Origin of the sequence: Acinetobacter sp. WCHAc060025 (genome assembly GCF_004209355.1) — a bacterium.
Lineage (GTDB): Bacteria > Pseudomonadota > Gammaproteobacteria > Pseudomonadales > Moraxellaceae > Acinetobacter > Acinetobacter wuhouensis.
The window spans coordinates 156246-175199 of the sequence record NZ_SGSX01000002.1; the positions used below are offsets into that span (position 1 = coordinate 156246).

Below are 18954 nucleotides of genomic sequence, written 5' to 3' on the forward strand. Positions count from 1 at the left end.
ACAGAATAGATATGTATAGTTTTTACGATGTAAGTACAAAAAAGAAAAATAGATAAAGACTTCATGAAAATTGAATTAATTATTATGTTTTAATTAAGTGCTTTATTTTAAATGTAATTTTAATATTTAATTTGTGTAATCTATATTATAGACAATTAAATGAAACACTTATCTAATAATTTTCTTAGTATATTTTTCTGAATATATAAAAAACGGCATCATAGAGATGCCGTTTTTATAATTAAGTGACTTTTATACAAGATAGTCTTCTAAACAATCCGCAATTTCAATTTGGTCTAGGCTGCCTGTTTCGAGTGTGAGACACAATGCAACGATTTTTGCAGTGTCAGCAAGATTTTCTTTTTGCATTGCTAAACCCGAACGAATTGCATTCAAGCGATCTTGGTTAATATCAAGTGCTTGAGCAAGATCAAGTGGATTATTATTGCTAAAAAAATGCTGCATTGCATTGTCAAAATCTTGATCGGGCGCATTGAGTATGCCGTCGATTAATTCATCGAAATGTTCATTTTGAGCAGAAAGTGAATGGATAAAATTTTGAACTAGATTGTGGTCTAGTACATCAATCATCTTAATCATGGTAGTGACCTGAAGGTGATTAAAGGGGAGGAGTTTACAGCAGGAGTTAAGCAGAAAGACTGCTTTAAATTGAGTGAAAATTATACCAAATTGGTTTAAAAAGCAATCTTATTCAGACGAACTGTAAATATTTTCTAAAATCATGGAGATGGTTTTCTAAACACAAATATTTTAAAAATCAGCCAATACTTTGTAGATCACGGTAAGCGCCTGGACTAACGCCTACCCATTTTTTAAATGCCCTGTGAAAAGCACTGACATCCTGAAAATTCAATTGGTCACTGATGTCTTGTAAGCTGTCAGTCGATTGTGTGAGCAAATCAATCGCCATGTCACGCCGAATATCATTTTTAAGTTGCTGATAACTCATACCTTCATTTTTTAAACGGCGTTGAAATGTCGCTTCAGAAATATTGAGTTGCTGTGCAAGTTCACTCAATTCCATCCATTCACATGGGGAAATTGAAAGTAGTTGTTTTCGAATAATTGAGCTGAGTGCTAAAGGATTTTTAAAACGAATCAGTAAATTTTCAGGGCTATTTTTAATGAATTCATACCATGATTTTTGATCACGTTTAATCTGAATATTTAAATAATTGGCATCAAATTGTAGATAATTTTCATCCGCTTGATAGCTGATTTTTTCACAAAAGCGCACGCGATAATCTTGGTCATCTTGTGGAGGATCACATTTTAATTGCAATTGATTCAGGATAATTCGTTGATCAGCCAACCAACAGATCAGACTATGAATCAGCATGATATAGGTGGCATAGCAAAACATTCTTTTATTTTGTAATTTATTAGTAATGACAATGTATGCATAATTTTCATCAATAATCAGTTTGCTGGAAAAATCATCCAAAATAAAATTGAAATATTGCAGTATTTGTTCAATTGCATTTCTAAGCGTGCCTGTATGCATGACCATTTTAGACAATAATTTATAACAACCGCGACGCATAGGGTGGCTATCCATACCGAAAAATTCGTCATCCATCACATTGGCAATTTCAGTCCATAATTTTGCATAAGTCGAAACTGAAATCCGTGCTTTGGGTGCATGAAACAATTCAAGTGGAATTTCTGCTTGATTTAGAATGTGATGAGGATCAAAGCCCTTTTGCGTAGCATCAATCAACGCTTCTTGTACGAGTGCAATTGAAATGGTGCCTTTATTTTCACTGAATTGTTGATTAATCACGGTCTATTCCATTATCTTGTGATTGATTTTTGCACAGGCAATTTTAAATTGTCCAAATCCATCATACAGGATGCAACTTTTGGAAATTGTACTCAAGCTTGACTATGTTTACTCTGCATCTTAAGTCGAAAAAGTATGATTTGCCATTCAAAACTCACAATTTGAAACTGCTATTCAAAAAATGTTTAAACAATCAGGAAAATAAAATGAAAATTGAAGGAAAAGTTTTTGTTGTTACAGGTGGTGCTTCAGGTCTTGGCGCTGCAACGGCTACACACCTTGTCGGGCAAGGTGCAAAAGTGATTATGGTCGATATGAATCAGGCACTTGGCGAAGAAATGCAAAAGCGTTTAGGTGATAAATCTAAATTCGTTCAATTGGATGTAACGGATGAAGTTGCTGTTGAGCAATTTTTCAAAAATGTTGAACAAGATTATGGTCAATTGAATGGTTTGATTAACTGCGCAGGCATTGGACCATCGGCAAAAGTTTTGGGTAAAAATGGTATTCATGCTTTGGCAGATTTCCAAAAAGTTCTAAATATTAATGTTTCAGGAACATTCAATATGTTGCGCTTTGCTGCTGACGTGATTTCACGTTATGAGCTAAAAGCAGGTGAAGAAGAACGTGGTGTGATTATCAATACAGCCTCTGTCGCGGCTTTTGATGGTCAAATTGGTCAAACCGCATATTCAGCTTCAAAAGGTGCGGTGGTTGCAATGACTTTACCATTGGCGCGTGAATTGGCACGTGAACATATTCGGGTGATGACGATTGCGCCAGGGATCATGGAAACCCCTATGTTGAAAGCCTTACCGCAAAATGTTCAGGATGCTTTAGGTGCGATGGTGCCATATCCACCACGTTTGGCAAAGCCTGAAGAGTTTGCACATTTGGTTGGGCATATTTGTGAAAATGGCTATTTAAACGGTGAAGTGATCCGTTTAGATGGCGCAATTCGTATGCAACCGAAGTGATTGTAAATTCTTAACGATACCCAATTCACAATGCGAGTTTTATTTCTTAAAAAGATGAGGAATATCGTTCTGTACGTTTAAATAATTAAACTTTTTATTTTCTTGCAGCAATTCCCCTCATCCTAGCCTTCTCCCAAAGGGAGAAGGGACGTCCAATATAAATTTTTATTGTGAGTGAATAAATTTAAGATTTCGAATTATTTTTAGAACGGACTTAAAAATGCAAGTGTGTAAAAAGCAGAATATTACAGGGATGGATATTTAAATGATTTTAAATGAAGAACAAAAAATGGTTCAGGATATGATGCGAAACTATTCGCAAAATAAATTGAAACCTACAGCGGCTGAACGAGATAAAACTTCGCAATTTCCTGCCCAAGAACTGAAAGAATTAGGTGAATTAGGCGCTCTAGGCATGACCGTATCTGAGCAATGGGGTGGTGCAGGGCTAGATTATATTTCATTGGTGGCTGCGATTGAGGAAATTGCCGCAGGTGATGGTGCGATCTCCACCATTGTCAGTGTACAAAATTCATTGCCATGTGGAATTATTCAAAAATACGGCACAGAACAACAAAAACAAGATTATTTAACCAAACTCGCTACAGGTGAATGGCTTGGTTGTTTCTGCTTAACTGAACCACAAGCCGGCTCTGATGCAGGTGCGTTGTTGTGTAAAGCGGAACGTGATGGGGATTCGTGGGTCATTAACGGTACTAAGCAATTTATTACCACAGGACAAAATGCCCAAGTGGCGATTGTATTTGCCATTACCGATAAATCCGCAGGGAAAAAAGGAATTTCCTGTTTTATTGTTCCAACAAATACACCAGGTTATATCGTTTCTCGAATTGAAGACAAAATGGGACAACATTGTTCAGATACGGCAACGATTGTCTTTGAAAATTGCCGAATTCCCGCAGAAAATTTATTGGGTCAAGAAGGTGCAGGCTACAAGATTGCATTGTCCAATTTGGAATCAGGGCGTATCGGTATTGCTTCACAATGTGTCGGTATGGCAAGAGCAGCTTTAGATGCTGCTGTGAAATATGCCAATGAGCGTAAAGCTTTTGGTGTGGAATTGGTTCAGCATCAGGCAGTAGCGTTCCGTTTAGCAGATATGGCGACTCAGATCGAAGCGGCAAGACAGTTGATTTACCATGCGGCCTGTTTAAAAGATGCAGGATTGCCGTGCTTAAAAGAAGCTTCGATGGCGAAGTTATTTGCCTCTGAAATTGCCGAAAAAGTCTGCTCGGATGCGATACAAATTCATGGTGGTTATGGCTATGTTTCGGATTTCCCTGTAGAGCGGATTTATCGTGATGTACGTGTCAGTCAAATTTATGAAGGGGCTTCGGATATTCAGCGCTTGGTGATTGCACGGGAAGTGACGCAGATTTGATTGGTTTTATTTTTAAATTCAATGACTAAAATGAAAGGATGAATAGATATTCGTCCTTTTTTATTGTGCAAAATTACTGTGTAAATGAGGTTGTTCAAAAACTGCAACACAATTGAGGTGTTTGGAAATTGTGTGCAAATTCTAATCATGATTATCTATAGACATCAGCCAGCGTGTTGAATGATTCAACATATTTAATAAAAGCTAAAAGCCTAAATGGACATACAAATCGAGATGATTTGTAAAATTGAAACAAGGATATGGACATGAAAACACTAGAACAAGCCTACCAAGAATTTGATTATGAACAATTGATCGAAACGCAATTGTTCGGCAATCCTCAATCCATCAATGCCTATGAAGAGTGCTGTGGACGTTATGTCGGCTTAAATAAAGTGGCTTTGATTTGGCAGGGTAAAAATGGTGAATCATCTCAGTGGACATTTGAACAATTGGCTGAAGCATCGGCAAAGCTCGCCAATTATTTTCAAAGCATTGGATTGAAACAAGGTGATTGCATTGCAGGGCTTTTGCCTCGTACGCCTGAATTGCTTATCACGATTTTTGCAACTTGGCGGATCGGTGCAATTTATCAGCCTTTATTTACCGCATTTGAATCTAAAGCCATAGAGCATCGTGTTGAAACTGCGCAAACTCAATTGATCGTGACCAATGAAGAACAACGCCCAAAATTAAATGGCATTCAGCTTCCACATATATTAACTGTCCATCAACAAGCTACAACGCATAGACAAGATCCTGATTTTTGGCCAGAAGCAAATCGACAGTCAGCTGAACAAGCGCCTGTTATGCTGACTTTTGAAGATGATTTTTTAATGATGTTTACCTCAGGTACAACAGGTTTGGCGAAGTCTGTACCTGTGCCATTAAAAGCAGTCTTGGCATTCAAAGAATACATGCGTCATGCAGTTGATTTACGTGAAGAAGATTCTTTTTGGAATCTCGCAGATCCAGGTTGGGCTTATGGTTTGTACTATGGCATTACAGGTCCATTGGGTTTAGGGCATAGTATTATCATGGATGAACGTGCGTTTAGTGTGGACAATGCTTTAGAAATCATTCGCCAATATAAAGTCAGTAATTTGACAGGTTCGCCTACAGCATTTCGTATGTTCTTTGGCTTTAAAGAAAAATTTGATGAAACGATTAAATCACATCTACGCGCTGTCAGTAGTGCAGGTGAACCATTAACACCTGAAGTGATTCATTGGTTTAAAAATGATTTAGAGGTCAATATTTACGATCAATATGGACAAACTGAATTAGGCATGGTGATCGGTAATCATCATGCTTTAGAACATCCGATTAAAATTGGTTCGGCAGGATTTGCCAATCCTGGGCACCGTTTCGCCGTGTTGAATCAAAATAATGAAGAAGTAGTACAGGGCGGAATTGGTACGCTTGCAATCGATTTCTCACAATCACCACTCACATGGTTTAAGGGCTATGGTGGTAATAATCGTAAATCATTTGTTGGAAATTATTATTTAACAGGGGATACCGTTCGCTTTAATGAACTTGGAGGGGTTGATTTCATTGGTCGTGCTGATGATGTCATTACAACGTCAGGTTATCGTGTTGGACCGTTTGATGTCGAAAGTACTTTATTGGAATGTGCAGAAGTCCTTGAATCGGCAGTCATTGGTAAGCCTGATCCTGAACGGACTGAAATTGTGAAAGCATTCGTGGTATTGAAACCGCAATATACTGGATCGGATGAGCTTAATCTCAAATTACAGGATTATGTCCGCTCTCGTTTATCAAAACACTCTTATCCACGTGAGATTGAATTTGTGGAGAGTTTGCCAAAAACCTCAAGCGGGAAAATTCAACGTAATTTATTAAAACAACAAGAAATTGCCAAGATGCAAGGGATTCAACAGGTGAGTTAGTTTCAAGATTTATTTGGCTTTTGAATTCTTTTGGTTTCAAGGTTCAATGTTTTACAGTTCCATGCTTTGCACCCGAAAGGGTGCTTTTTTAAATAAAGTCTAGAAAGCATCAGGCATTTAAACCACCCATAAAAATGCCTTAGCGAACTAAGGCATTTTGAGTATTTTATTGAAGATTTTCAATATTACGCCATGCTTGGACGTTCTTCAGGGCGCATATCAAACAACAGAATCTCAGCTTGATCACCACCACTGAAACTCAGTGTGCCACCCTCACGAATACGTGCAGCATCACCTGTATTGAACAGTTGACCATTGACCAACAGGCTACCTTTGGCGACATGTAAGTAAACATAACGACCTTCAGGAATGGTGAATTCAGCGCTTTCATCACCATTGAACAAGCCTGCATAGATACGAATATCTTGTTTGACCGCAATGGTTTTGTCACCGCCTTGTTCAGAAATCATCAAATGCAATTTGCCACGTTTGTCTTCAGGGGCAATATTGATTTGTTGATAGCCAGGTGTAGTATTAACTTTATTCGGCACAATCCAAATTTGTAAAAAGTGAACATTTTCTTGTGCTGAATGGTTAAATTCACTGTGCGCTACACCACTGCCTGCGCTCATTAACTGAATGTCGCCAGGGATAATCACAGAACCTGTACCCATCGAGTCTTTGTGTTCAAGCGCACCTTCGAGTACATAGGAAATAATTTCCATGTTACGGTGAGGGTGGGTGCCAAAACCTTTGGATGGTGCTACAGTATCATCATTGATCACCAACAGATCAGAGAAACCGACTTGTTTTGGATCCCAGTAATCTGCAAATGAAAAGCTGTGTTTTGACTGTAACCAACCGTGATGTGCTGCACCACGTTCTTGAGATAAACGCATATCAAACATTGTAATTCTCCGTAATTTAATTTTTAACCATGAATAAATCATAGCGGAGAAGCTCTATTGAATAAGCGCTGAAAATGAAAAGCTAAGTATGATTTTTAGAACGCTGAAAGTGCGTAACAGAACGTTGTTTATGTAGAGGTATATGTTTCGCTTCAATAAGAACTTAGCAGTTTTAGTGCTATGACCAGCTTTTAGACTATTCTAGGCATAAGTGAATTTATATGCGATCCTTTTTAGTTGCCTTATGCTTAAACTGGTTGTTAGGTTTAAATTACAGCAAACGGAATTCAATAAAATGAAGAAAGATTCCTAAATATTTATCAAAGTAGGAATCTTTCGTATTGATTATTGAATATTTTCTAATTTAAAAAAATTAGAACTTATAGGTTGCACCTACAAATACTTTTTGACGTTCTACTAAATAAGCATCAGATCCATTTGAAAGTTTTTTATCCAGTAAATTAATAAAACCACCGCGAATCGTAAGATTATCATTCACTTTATAATTGCTTGCTAAATTTACAATGGTATGTGGTTTTTGCATGGTTGAGGTTGTAGTCTTTTCAGTTAAATACTGTTTACCAAGGTATTGCGCTGATAAATCAATATTTAAGGGATCAATAGGTTGCCAATTTAATGATGAATTGATGGTTAATTTTGACGTAGTAAGTAATGTAGTACCTGTATCCTCATTTTTAGCTTTTAAGAAGTAGGTTGCGTTGTTGTTCCATTTTAAATTGTCTAAAATTGGGAAATTTGCAACCATTTCTAAGCCACGTGTTACAGCACTTTGAATATTTTCATTACGTGTGAACCAAACACCGTTTCTAACACCTAAAGGGGAATATGCAATTTTGTTTTTAAAATCTGTATGGAAGAATGTCAAACCTAGATCTGTCCCAAAACCAGTATAATTGACACCTATTTCGTAATTTGTACTTTCTTCAGGTTTTAGATTAGGGTTACCTGTCATATAACATCCACCACTAATATAGGTTAGATCTTTGCCTGTAGCCATATCTTTCCAAACTTGACCTTTTAAGCCGTTACATCCATTACCCCCAGACTGTGTTGCAGCTCCAGGCGTTGATTCTTTGACAGTCGGAGCACGAAAACCTTTTGCAACCCCACCCTTAATCACTAAGTCATCTGTGGCGCTAAAAACTAAATAACCGCGTGGGCTATGATGCGTACCATATTTATCATCATGATCTAAACGATCACCCACGGTCAATTTTAAATTGTCTAAAAGGCTGATGTTATTTTCAAGAAATAAAGCCCAACTTTTATTGTCTACTTTAGGATTTGTATAGCTTTGACCATCCCAACTTCCTCCAGGTAGAGTTCCGATGGTGTCAGTATTTGTGAGCTCTTGTTTCTTCCATTGACCACCCAAAGTTAATACCTGATCAAATACGGCTTCAAAAGGCATGGTTAAATTGCCTTCAACGATGAGTTCATTAGATTTTGTTATAGAGTCTGCAATACTTGAATCATAATCATTGTAATAAGCACTTAATTTCGACTTACCAATATTCCATTCACCATCATGCGAAATACTCACTGAGTTATGCTCCAACTCTGTTGCACCCCAGCTAGTGGCAACTTCAGCACCTGTGGTTGGATTAATTCTAGAACCTTTTTCATTTTTTTGAATGCTATGCCCAGCTTCAAAACTTAATGAGTGCTGATCAGACGGCTTATAATGTAGCATTGCATTATAGTTTTGATCTTGGGAACCTGTTGTTCCACTTCCTGCAAGGTATTTTTTATCAGCTTCGCGTTCTGTTAAACCGGCAGTAAGTCGTAAACCTAAAGTATCCGTTAAAGGGCCTGCAGCCATTATACTTGTTTGTAGAGATGTTCCTAAATCTGAAGATGTAGTTGGTTGAGTGTAGTTAAGCGTTGCATTTCCGCCCCATTTATTTGGAATTTTCTTCGTGATGATATTGATAACACCACCCATTGCATCTGAACCATAGAGCGATGACATAGGGCCACGTACAACTTCAATTCTTTCGATCATGTCTGGTGTAATCCAGTTTAAATCTTGACGACCTAAATCAGGACGATAATTTGTATCGCGAGAAGACCCGATACGTTTGCCATCGACTAAGATCAAAGTGTAATTTTCTGGTAAACCACGTAATTTAATTTTTGATCCTTCACCCGATGGGCTTATACCACCAGTTACGCCCGGAACTTTACTTAACAATTCTGCAATGCTACCTACAGGTTGTTTTTCAATATCTTCACTCGTAATGACACTGATACTTGCAGGTGCTTCTTTAATATCAACAGCTTCACTACTTGCAGTAACAACAATAGTTTGTAGTTGAGCTGTTTTATCTTGTGTTTCAGCAGAATAAGTTGAAAACGACATCGCGGTTAAAATAGAAAGTGAAAGTGTTTTCAGTATCAATTGTTTATTCATGTTAATACACCACTTAATTTTTGGGGGATTGTGAAGGAAGTGTTGCGTATTGTATTTGCTTGTAATCACTAATGCAAACAATAATGATAATTAATATCATTAAGATATGCACAATTGTATTGTAATAATGGTCGTTACTTAGTTTTTTGGGGAGTTATTAGGGGAAGGGAATCGAATTTTAAATAGAATTAAATTATTAATATATAATAAATTTTTAAGTATTTTTTGTATTTATAGCGTCGTATTACATTGGTTCTAAATCTGCATTGATAGTTGGAGCAGCTTTCTACGGCTTATGACAGTATCTAGTTTTGGATGAATTGTTTCATGGTTATTGATTGATTTTATTAAAAACCATGGAAATAGTACGCGTATGAGGTCTGGTTTATTATAGGCGTGTCATTTTTTACATTATTCGCTATTTAGTGGTTTCCATAGGCTAAAGCCAGTTTCTCTACAACAGATAATAAAAAACCTCATAAATCATTGATCTACGAGGTTTAATATGGTGGGCCCGCCCAGACTTGAACTGGGGACCAATGGATTATGAGTTCTACAACCCATATAACAACACACAAGAAAAAAACAAATATATTTTTATATACAATAAGATATGAAACTTTATTTTTCAACCATTGGCCTTTAAAGTTGATTATAGTATCTTAAGTATGCTTACTAATTGCTTATTTTTTTGGTATCTATATGAATTTTACAAAACCAGCAATTGAAAAACTACAATGCCTATCTGACTCAAAGCCTTCTTTCTATTGGGATAGCTCTACCAGCGGTTTTGGGGTAAAAGTAACCCCAAACAATAAAAAGACATATATCTTTCAGGGACGTGTAGGGTCTACAACACGACGTATAACTATTGGGAATATTAAAGATTGGCGACTAACTGAAGCTCGTGAAAAAGCTAAAGAGCTTGCTGTAATGTGTACGCAAGGGATCGATCCCAAAGTTGAAAAAAATAAACGTATTAAATCAGACCAAGAATATCTTAAGACTGAAAAACGAAAAGAAACTTTATTCAAAGAAGCTTGGAATATTTATCTTGAAGAAAATAAAGAAAGATGGAGAGAACGCACCTACCTTGATCATTTATTACTATCAAAAGGTGGATTTGATGAAATAAAAAAATTTCACTATAAACCTCAGCCTATTTTTGAATTATTAGAAAAAAGGTTATCAGATCTTGATAACAACTTTTTTTCTGAATGGCTTCAGAATAATAATTACCGAGAAACTACAGCTAGTAAAGCTTTCCGTCTCATTAGAGCCTTTTTAAATTGGTGTGAAGAAGATGATAGATTCCAAGGAATAGCACCTACAAATGCAATTAAATCTAAAAAAGTAAGATCCAAAGTAAAGCCAGTTCAAGCAAGAAAAGATTGCCTCCTAAGAGAACAGTTAGACATATGGTTCTCTACCGTTCTCAATTCTCAAAATAAGGCCTTGGCTACATTTTATATTTGTTGTCTATTAACTGGGGCCAGAAAAGATGAGTTTCTATCACTTACATGGGAAGACTTAGATTTTAGGTGGAAAACGATCCATCTGAAGGATAAAGTTGAAGATAATGGGCGTATTATACCTATGACCAAATACGTAGAAAAATTACTACGTGACTTAAAAAAAACCAGCGATTCATCTTATATATTTAGCAGTAATACCTCTGCGACGGGATACATCGTTAATCCTTACAAAGAGTTTAAGAAAATCTGTAATGAAATAGATATTCAGCTAACAATACATGGTCTTAGACGTTCATTTAAATCATTGGCAGAATGGGTAGATATTCCTGTAGGTGTCACTGCACAAATATCTGGACATAAACCAAGTGCTTTAGCAGAAAAGCACTATACCGTTCGCCCCATGGATATGTTGCGAGGGCATCTACAGAAGTATGAAAACTGGGTATTAGAACAAGCCAAAATTAGTTTTTAAAAATTAAACTCCATTCTCTCAGAAGAAGAAAAAATCATACTTAGCTATCTTTTGAGTCATAGCAAATTCGCTATGATTTCAAAGGATTCATTTCATGAAAATTCAATATAATCGCCCACCGTCATCTCACCCTGGCCCTGGTGGTAACTGGCCAAGCACAACAGGTCGCCCATCAGGTGGTGGCCGTGGTAATGCCAAGTAATTATTAAGGGGAGCAATCCCCTTAATCTAGGATTTCCGATGAAAAAGTACAGTAATGACAAAGAACTGAACAAATTTATTCGGCAACTCATCAAGGATGGTATCGCATCTTTTAAACCCGGTAAAAAACATGATTTTTTGCTTGTAAACCAAATACAGAAGATTACGATACCAGGTACACCTAGTGACCGAAAAGCCTATTTAAACTTTAAGACAGATATACGCAGAGCTTTACAATGCCAAAGAATACATTTCCAACAACTATAGAGATTGTTCGTGATTTATTTAGTCACATGGATACCAAGAGCCAACTCTCGGAGACAGACTCTAAACACTTAGATGGTTCATCAAACAAACTATTCACTTCACACTATGATGTAGACTTATTTTTGGAGCAGTTATGCCCAAAAGAGTTTTCAGATCGTACAAATTTGCAGTTCACGACATTGCTTAAACGTAATGTGTTAGACCGCTATAATGCAATGCTATTACATGCTCGCTTAACTGCCTTGATGAATGTTGATTCTATCCGAAATTCACTATGGTCGAATTACTTAGTTCCATCTCTTCATCAACTCATAAGCTTTTGTATTACACAAATGGGGATCACTAAGCACTGGAAAGGCGAAAACTTTATTCAAGAAAGCTTAAGCTATCTAAAAAATAATGATGAAAACTTTGCTAATTTTTGGAAAAGTGATGATTTAAATCCTGATGAGAAAAATTACATCAGCAAATTTGGTCGTCCAGATGCCTTACCTACGCCGTCGACCTTAAAACGCCTATTTTTGACCAATACGGAATCATCGCAGACGCATTATGAATTGTTGTGTTTTGCACGCTTGCTACAAGCCTTAAAAATTAAATATGGGTTCTCATTGCAGCATGGCAACTTTATCCAGTTTTTGGCCGAACAACACAACCAAAAATTAAAGTCTCATCATATGTCGCAACATGACACCCAAGCACTAATATTTAGCGCTATGGCGATTGCCAATGCACAAACACATTTTCCTTTTTTAATGGAGATTCCTCTTTCATATCAGAAGTTAACTCAAGTGTTTTTTGATAGAACACACATCAAACGTATTGATCAAACTGATACTCGTTTAGCATCAATGGTATATAGCTCAACAGGTGAAACAACGTTTCAACTAAATATATTGATGATAAACCAAATCGAAAAGTACCTTACCGAGCACCAAGAACTAGCTCACCTACTGCCATATATTCATTGGGTTAAAGCGATTAATTTGGTATATGAATATCAATTTAAGGAAGCACTCGCTGAATATGAACTATGCTTGGATGGTTTATTATATCGTGATATGCGTTATTTAGAAGTACTACTAAATGAGATGCTTTGCACTGCTTCACTCGTGGAGAGCCAAAACAAACTCATTGGAAAGATTTCAAATTTAGCGATCCAATTCGAGCTTAAGGTTGGAATATTTGATCCAATTGAACGCCCTGACCGCTTTAAAACTGACTTTGTTTTTGAAGAATGGGAAAAAGAAGCAACGCTGGTTGGGTTCTTTAAATACTTTACTGCCGAGACTTTTAGCGACAAAGGTACGGAGATTAAGAGATTAATTCCAAAAATCGGGAACCTTGCAGTTTCTATAGATATTAGACCTAACTTTAAAAAAGTAAATGCAAACATTTACATTGATATTGAACAAAGACGCAAATGGCCTCAGCTTCACTACTTTGTCGCTATCGGAGATTTTTCTACGGCTAGAAAACTCATTGAAGCTGGTGCCAACATAAATGCCTTAACTTCAAACAAAGAAAGTATCGTGCTATTGGCATTAAACCACATTAATTCTAGCCCCGATGAGACATATGCATTTATCCAATATGTATTCAAATGTGGTTTTGATAAAGAGCTTTTAAATGAACGGACAGCCAAAAAGCAAACTTGCCCTTTAAACCTTGCTGTTGAGGAAAATCTGCCAAAACTAGTAAAACTCTTATTGGAAAATGGGGCTAATCCCAATATTACAGGTCTTTATGGTATTTCTATGCTTTACCAAAACTTGGGTGTGATTGGCATATTAAATGGTCATAAAGTTGAACAAGCCAATGATAAATATCTTGCAGATTCGATTAGACGTCACTCTAACGGAGGCAGTGATCTCGAAAGCTACAGACAGCTTCAAAGCCTAGCAAGTCATGATTCGAGAAAAATGTTATTTGAAGAAATACAAAAAATCTCTTTTGTAGACAAGAAGGTTTGCGATGCCTACGAGATTTTCGAGTTACTTCTACAATATGGTGCCGATCCAAATCAAAATACAGCTCAACATCCCATTAAAGGCTATACACCCTTTATGCTGGCTATTGAAAAAGATAATGCTTATGCTGTCGATCTTATGCTCAAGCACGGCGCTCAATTGGAACAAAGCTATGTAAAAGCTGATGAAGGACGCCGTATCTTTTTAAACGACATCGCATATTTTTTTAATGCTAATCGAGTAAAAGAATTAATTTCTATTTCATAATAATGAAAAGCGTCTATCAGAAAATTCACTTATGATAGACGCCTATCCTGTTATTTATGTAATTAATCTACATTTCAAACGTCCGACATCACTATTAGCAACTCGACTTTGTGGAATCAGCCAGCAACAAGACTCGTCATCTTTAATCGCAATATAATGATGTTTTGCATAGTCCAACAAATTTGGCTCAGTAATTAAACGCTTCTTCCAATTCGGCATATCTAGAGGGATTTTATAGTCAGTAATAATTTCTCCCAGATCTTTTTTCATCAATAAATTAAAAAGCTCTTTTAAATAACTTGAATCACGACTAAATAGAAATTTTAAATCTTCAGTATTCGCTATTAAACATCGCTTAGGTGCAGATACTGCATGTAAAATAGACCACCAATATTGGTAGAATTTATTATCACCAATAGTTAATAAAGCACGCCTAAAGTCGTTAGAAATATCCTTTTCAGATAGGTATTTTTCTACGACATTTTTTCGCAATATATTTAAATTCTCATAATCAAAATCTTTAAAACACTCTAAGAAAATTTTAATACTTCCACGACAGAATAAAGTGTCCTCCAAATCATGAATTGCCTTTCGATTATTTTCAGACTGAATAATCAATGCAGCCTTTAATTTCTCTTCTTCAACTTGCTTAGTTGCGAATTTTGAAGAAATAGATTTATCCTGCAAATATTGATAAATCTTATCTTGTCCTGGTGCTAACTCTGTCACCAAGTTTAAAGCACTTAAAAAAGAATCATCGTTATCAATTGTTGAATTATTAACAATATTTCGAATAACACGCATCCAATCTGAAAAGGATTCTATTGAGAATTCGAATTCGGAAATTAAATAAGAAGTTTGTGCATAGAACATCACTCGTTGTGGATAGGTAACATGTGTCGAAGTTGCAATGAGCTCAAAAAAATTATTAAAAACAGAGTCACTTTTTAAATCTTTAAGGTTTAAAAACTTCAAATTACTCAATGCAGTATTAATTGCACTAAAATCAATATCAGCGTATTTGTCTAAACTATTTACTAAATATTCAAATGTACTTTTATCAAAAAGAATAGAAATTAAAGCAGATGGATAGGCTGCTAATTTCTGTATATTAAGTAAATCTTTTTTATTTATTAAGTATAGATTAGAAATCAATTGTAAAAAATATTCATCAATGGAATTATCTTTACTACGATAATTCCATAATAAATCTGTCCATTGATTATCTATTTTGAAGGAAAATTTTTGATTAAATTCAGTGTCTTTATTTTCCCAACCCTCATCACTAATTTGTTTTTCTAATAATGCCTTAAAGTTTTCGAATGAGGTAAGAGCCTTTCCACGAGCATTCATGGTAATGTAAAGATCATCCGATAAACCAAAATTATCCAAATCTAGATGATAAAATTGAATCACATTTTGTTCTGTGAGTTTACTCCATCCATTGCGAATATTATAAAACTTAGCATGAATAGCATCTAGCATGTTCAACATAGCAGAAATCGTAGGATCTTGCTTCCATGATAAAAAGAACCAAGGCTTATCAGTGATCAATTCAGATATTTTTTCACTACTCTCTAAGTTACAAAAATCAAAAGTATCCTTAATTAAGGATTCACAAAACTCTCGTGAGCTAATACGAGTTTCGTAACTAAAATTTAACAGTCTGTTTTTCAAATTTATATCAACTTGATCTTTATTTGCAAAATAAAAGTGCAATAAGAACAAGGTTGATAAACGTTGCTGTCCATCTAAAAGTTGCAAAGCATCATCAATTTGACTGCCATAAATAAAATCTAGCTCAATAAATTTTTCTTCATTTAATGAAGTATGAAGTGCATTTAGAAAACGAGTTCTGACTTTTTCCTGCTCTAAACGCCCTTGGGCATAATCACGTTGAATAATTGGAATTTCAATTTTGCTAGACTGAATAAGATTCCAAAAAGATATTTTTTCTGCGGTTTTTTTATTTAACACTGTATAATTCCTTATGCAAATTAAGATTGTTTGAGAGAATTTATTGTTTCTTCAATATCAGTTAAATATTGCTCCCGATCCTTCTCTCCCCAAAAACTCATTTGCTCTACATCAGTGCTATAAAATTTCATAAATACATTTTTTGTGCAGATAGGCACAAATGTACCATTTTTCTCTCTTTCAATAATTTTCCTTCTTTTAATAGGAAATACTGAATTTTTGTAACTTCTATTGGTTGAAGAGTCTAACAAAACCAGATTATCAATAGAGTTAACATCTAAACATTGATCTTGGAATGACTCCATAAATTGAATAAAAAACTCATCAAACTGTGATAAATCACTTTGAACCTCAAGTAGTTTATTTTGAAGTTGAGAATCTAAGTTTAAATTTGAACTATTATCCAAAATTTCTTTTATCCAATCTTTCTTATGCTGATCAGATCTTGGTGGCTGGTCAGCAAGTGCAGTAATATGTTCAACATCCCATTTTTCTTTTTTGTAACGATCAAATGGAAATCTTGTAGTTTCATTTTGATTATTTAATAGAGTTTGTACATTATGAAATAATAAAATATGACGTATTTTCTCAAATCCATATTGCAACTCACTTAAATCATCATCTGGGAAATACTCGAGTATTTTATTATTTACTAACTTAAGAAATTCCATTTTGCTTTTTGAATTTTTTAATTCATAAATTTCATTAATACTATAACCGATAGCAATCAAGTAACCAATTTTATGATATAGTTTTCGATCTTGATACCATTCCTCAAGTGTTTGAAAACATTGCTTAACTTCACCCCAAATGTCTTTGATTTTATCTTTTTTTAATTTTTCTGAAAAGAATCTAAAAGTGAAGAATTCATCATGATGAATCGTCTTTTTAGATATTAAGTTAAAAATTAAGTCTATTCGAGTAGTCAAAACTTTTTTATCAGTTAAAAAATACCAGAACGAATCATTCTGCAAGGCATATTCCATGCGATCCCATTCCGTTGAAATTTCAATCTGTTGCAATCTTATTTTAGCCTTATCTTTATCATCAAGTTCAATAAAGTTAGTTTTATTTAAAAATAATGCCTTAATCAACTCTGCATTAGTTAATGGAATTTTTCCTACATTTAAACGAGTAAAGACTTCTACAGAATCACTTTCTGTCTCATACCAAATTACTTTTGTGTAATGAATTATTTTTGAACCAAATTCATCTTCATTTAATTCTTCACAGTTTTTTAAATTTTCAGCCCATTTATGAATAGCTTGATAAGCTGTACTAATAAAGAAGAAATCAATATTCTGATCATTGATAATTACATCATTATTAGTAGCATCAACTTCTAAAAAATTTAAAAAATTAGAACTAGACTGGCGAGTTTGATATTTTAAAGTGAACTCTTTATGTTTAGATTTTCCTTTCCACATTTCATTGATGTAATGGACTACTAGAAAAATAGTTGTTAATCGCTGTTGTCCATCAATCACCTCATACCAAATTTTTTCCGTATCCAATCCATTAATAGCTACAGATTCAGTATCCATTGGCTTTAGTACTAGTGGTTGAAGGCAGTACCAGGATTTTTCACCTTTGTCATTAATTTTAGGTTCAAATTGGTTTATGTCATTTAGAAAATCTTTAACTTGCTGAGGAGCCCATCTATATCCTCGCTGATAGGCCGGAATAAAAAAGTTCTTATCCAACAATTGTTGAATATTCATTGGTTCAATAAAAAGTGATCTATTCATATTACCCCTAAAATTTTACTAATTAAAAAAGGATTAAAAATTTCATTTAACAGTGAAATCTAATTTCACACATACAATTAATCTTACTTTTTAATATTAGACTCTTGCGTTAGTCAAAATTTAAACAGCCTAAAGCTACATTTAATAAGGTTTTAGCCAATTCAAAAATTAGGCAAAACGATACTTTCGCAAGAGGTCTATTATAAAATCATTAATTTCTTAAATATCTAAGTCTTTATGCCAATTTGATAAGCCATCTTTTCGAGTATAATTTTCTACCAAAGAAACAAAAAAAGCATCATAGAAACCCGAAAAATAATGGTTTTTAAATGGACTATCTCTTTTTGCCACGAGAAGATGGTCTTTTAATATTTCAAAGATATTTACGTTAGCATCAATTTGACGCCTAATACGCCGTACTTCACTTTTAATTGATGAATTAGCATGTTTCGCATATCTATTTGCTATACCAAAGTCCTTAAAATGATTTAGAGCTCTATCTTTATTTACATCAGTCCAATGAGATGGGCATGAAACATAATATTCAAGATAACCTAGCTCATCAGGATCATCTATAATATATTTAGCTGTTATCCATTGCTCATTAAAAAAAAATGAATGATCTAAATATGGATGAATGGTTTGAGTTTCTTCAGTTTTAGCATATGAAACTTTCTTAGATCCCATATTACAGTCGCGACATGCTGGAACTAAATTTAATGGCAATATACTAAATTGAGGAAACTCTGCTTTAGGCAAAAAATGGTCCAAGTTAGTTGGTGTTCCTACACCACCACAAAAAGGACACTCATCTTTGGCTGCATTCAAAATAGCATTGTATGTTTCTCTCGTTGCTTTTGTTTCTGGCACGAAATAAGAATCATAAATTTTAGTAAACTGATCTTTAAAGCAAACGGTGTGCAGGGGGAATGGCCCCATATCCAAAATCACAGAATAAGGCTCAAACTGATAAATCTTTCCAGTATTCCCATATTCTTGATATGTAGCAGCATCCTCAATTAATTGACTTTTATTTACATTTAAAGAATTTTTAAGACTTTCATTTCTTACAATTCCTTCTGCACATGTATCTATCAGATCGCTGTAATTAATTAAAGGCAGTTCTATTTTTTGCAACT

At 34.9% G+C, this 18954-nt stretch carries 12 protein-coding genes; 5 read left to right on the forward strand and 7 right to left on the reverse strand.

What is annotated here, in order from left to right; genetic code table 11:
* Nucleotides 1-252: 252 nt before the first annotated feature.
* Nucleotides 253-600: a hypothetical protein gene (locus EXE09_RS02410; RefSeq protein WP_068976195.1), complete on the reverse strand. Its 348-nt coding sequence runs from the start codon at nt 598-600 to the stop codon at nt 253-255.
* A 178-nt stretch (nt 601-778) separates the two neighbouring features.
* Nucleotides 779-1804, reverse strand: a complete 1026-nt coding sequence (locus tag EXE09_RS02415) for an AraC family transcriptional regulator (protein WP_130116219.1) — start codon at nt 1802-1804, stop codon at nt 779-781.
* 206 nt (nt 1805-2010) lie between these two features.
* On the opposite strand from EXE09_RS02415, the gene EXE09_RS02420 reads away from it, so the two are divergent.
* From EXE09_RS02420 to EXE09_RS02430, 3 genes are all read left to right on the forward strand, one after another.
* Complete coding sequence (locus tag EXE09_RS02420; protein WP_130116220.1) at nt 2011-2781, forward strand: 3-hydroxyacyl-CoA dehydrogenase; 771 nt, start codon at nt 2011-2013, stop codon at nt 2779-2781.
* A gap of 265 nt (nt 2782-3046) precedes the next feature.
* A complete protein-coding gene (locus EXE09_RS02425; RefSeq protein WP_130116221.1) occupies nt 3047-4183 on the forward strand; it encodes an acyl-CoA dehydrogenase in 1137 nt (378 codons plus the stop codon).
* 266 nt (nt 4184-4449) lie between these two features.
* The gene (locus tag EXE09_RS02430) at nt 4450-6096 is read left to right on the forward strand and encodes an AMP-binding protein (protein ID WP_130116222.1); all 1647 of its coding nucleotides are present in this window, start codon (nt 4450-4452) and stop codon (nt 6094-6096) included.
* A gap of 185 nt (nt 6097-6281) precedes the next feature.
* Here EXE09_RS02430 and EXE09_RS02435 read toward each other — a convergent pair whose 3' ends face one another.
* Both EXE09_RS02435 and EXE09_RS02440 read right to left on the reverse strand, forming a co-directional pair.
* Complete coding sequence (locus tag EXE09_RS02435; RefSeq protein ID WP_130113545.1) at nt 6282-7004, reverse strand: pirin family protein; 723 nt, start codon at nt 7002-7004, stop codon at nt 6282-6284.
* Between the two features lie 373 nt (nt 7005-7377).
* Nucleotides 7378-9438 (reverse strand): TonB-dependent receptor domain-containing protein, encoded by a 2061-nt coding sequence (locus tag EXE09_RS02440; RefSeq protein ID WP_068976189.1) that lies wholly within the window; start codon nt 9436-9438, stop codon nt 7378-7380.
* A gap of 702 nt (nt 9439-10140) precedes the next feature.
* Here EXE09_RS02440 and EXE09_RS02445 point away from each other — a divergent pair.
* Together EXE09_RS02445 and EXE09_RS02455 are read left to right on the forward strand one after the other, a co-directional pair.
* On the forward strand, nt 10141-11385 hold the full coding sequence (locus tag EXE09_RS02445) for a tyrosine-type recombinase/integrase (RefSeq protein ID WP_130116223.1): 1245 nt from the start codon (nt 10141-10143) through the stop codon (nt 11383-11385).
* 437 nt (nt 11386-11822) lie between these two features.
* On the forward strand, nt 11823-14090 hold the full coding sequence (locus tag EXE09_RS02455) for an ankyrin repeat domain-containing protein (protein WP_130116225.1): 2268 nt from the start codon (nt 11823-11825) through the stop codon (nt 14088-14090).
* A 54-nt stretch (nt 14091-14144) separates the two neighbouring features.
* On the opposite strand, the gene EXE09_RS02460 is transcribed toward EXE09_RS02455, so the two are convergent.
* The 3 genes from EXE09_RS02460 to EXE09_RS02470 all read right to left on the reverse strand — a co-directional run bounded on the left by EXE09_RS02460 (nt 14145) and on the right by EXE09_RS02470 (nt 18952).
* Nucleotides 14145-16067, reverse strand: a complete 1923-nt coding sequence (locus EXE09_RS02460; RefSeq protein ID WP_130116226.1) for a DUF262 domain-containing protein — start codon at nt 16065-16067, stop codon at nt 14145-14147.
* Nucleotides 16068-16087: 20 nt separating this feature from the next.
* Nucleotides 16088-17815, reverse strand: a complete 1728-nt coding sequence (locus tag EXE09_RS02465; protein WP_130116227.1) for a DUF262 domain-containing protein — start codon at nt 17813-17815, stop codon at nt 16088-16090.
* Nucleotides 17816-18034: 219 nt separating this feature from the next.
* Nucleotides 18035-18952: an HNH endonuclease gene (locus EXE09_RS02470; RefSeq protein WP_180001281.1), complete on the reverse strand. Its 918-nt coding sequence runs from the start codon at nt 18950-18952 to the stop codon at nt 18035-18037.
* Between the last annotated feature and the right edge of the window lie 2 nt (nt 18953-18954).

Excerpts from the sequence above, each read along its gene's own strand:
- EXE09_RS02410 (WP_068976195.1), bottom strand. The coding sequence starts at position 600 with ATGATTAAGATGATTGATGTACTAGACCACAATCTAGTTCAAAATTTT.
- EXE09_RS02420 (WP_130116220.1), top strand. The coding sequence starts at position 2,011 with ATGAAAATTGAAGGAAAAGTTTTTGTTGTTACAGGTGGTGCTTCAGGT.
- EXE09_RS02425 (WP_130116221.1), top strand. The coding sequence starts at position 3,047 with ATGATTTTAAATGAAGAACAAAAAATGGTTCAGGATATGATGCGAAAC.
- EXE09_RS02430 (WP_130116222.1), top strand. The coding sequence starts at position 4,450 with ATGAAAACACTAGAACAAGCCTACCAAGAATTTGATTATGAACAATTG.
- EXE09_RS02435 (WP_130113545.1), bottom strand. The coding sequence starts at position 7,004 with ATGTTTGATATGCGTTTATCTCAAGAACGTGGTGCAGCACATCACGGT.
- EXE09_RS02440 (WP_068976189.1), bottom strand. The coding sequence starts at position 9,438 with ATGAATAAACAATTGATACTGAAAACACTTTCACTTTCTATTTTAACC.
- EXE09_RS02445 (WP_130116223.1), top strand. The coding sequence starts at position 10,141 with ATGAATTTTACAAAACCAGCAATTGAAAAACTACAATGCCTATCTGAC.
- EXE09_RS02455 (WP_130116225.1), top strand. The coding sequence starts at position 11,823 with ATGCCAAAGAATACATTTCCAACAACTATAGAGATTGTTCGTGATTTA.
- EXE09_RS02465 (WP_130116227.1), bottom strand. The coding sequence starts at position 17,815 with ATGAATAGATCACTTTTTATTGAACCAATGAATATTCAACAATTGTTG.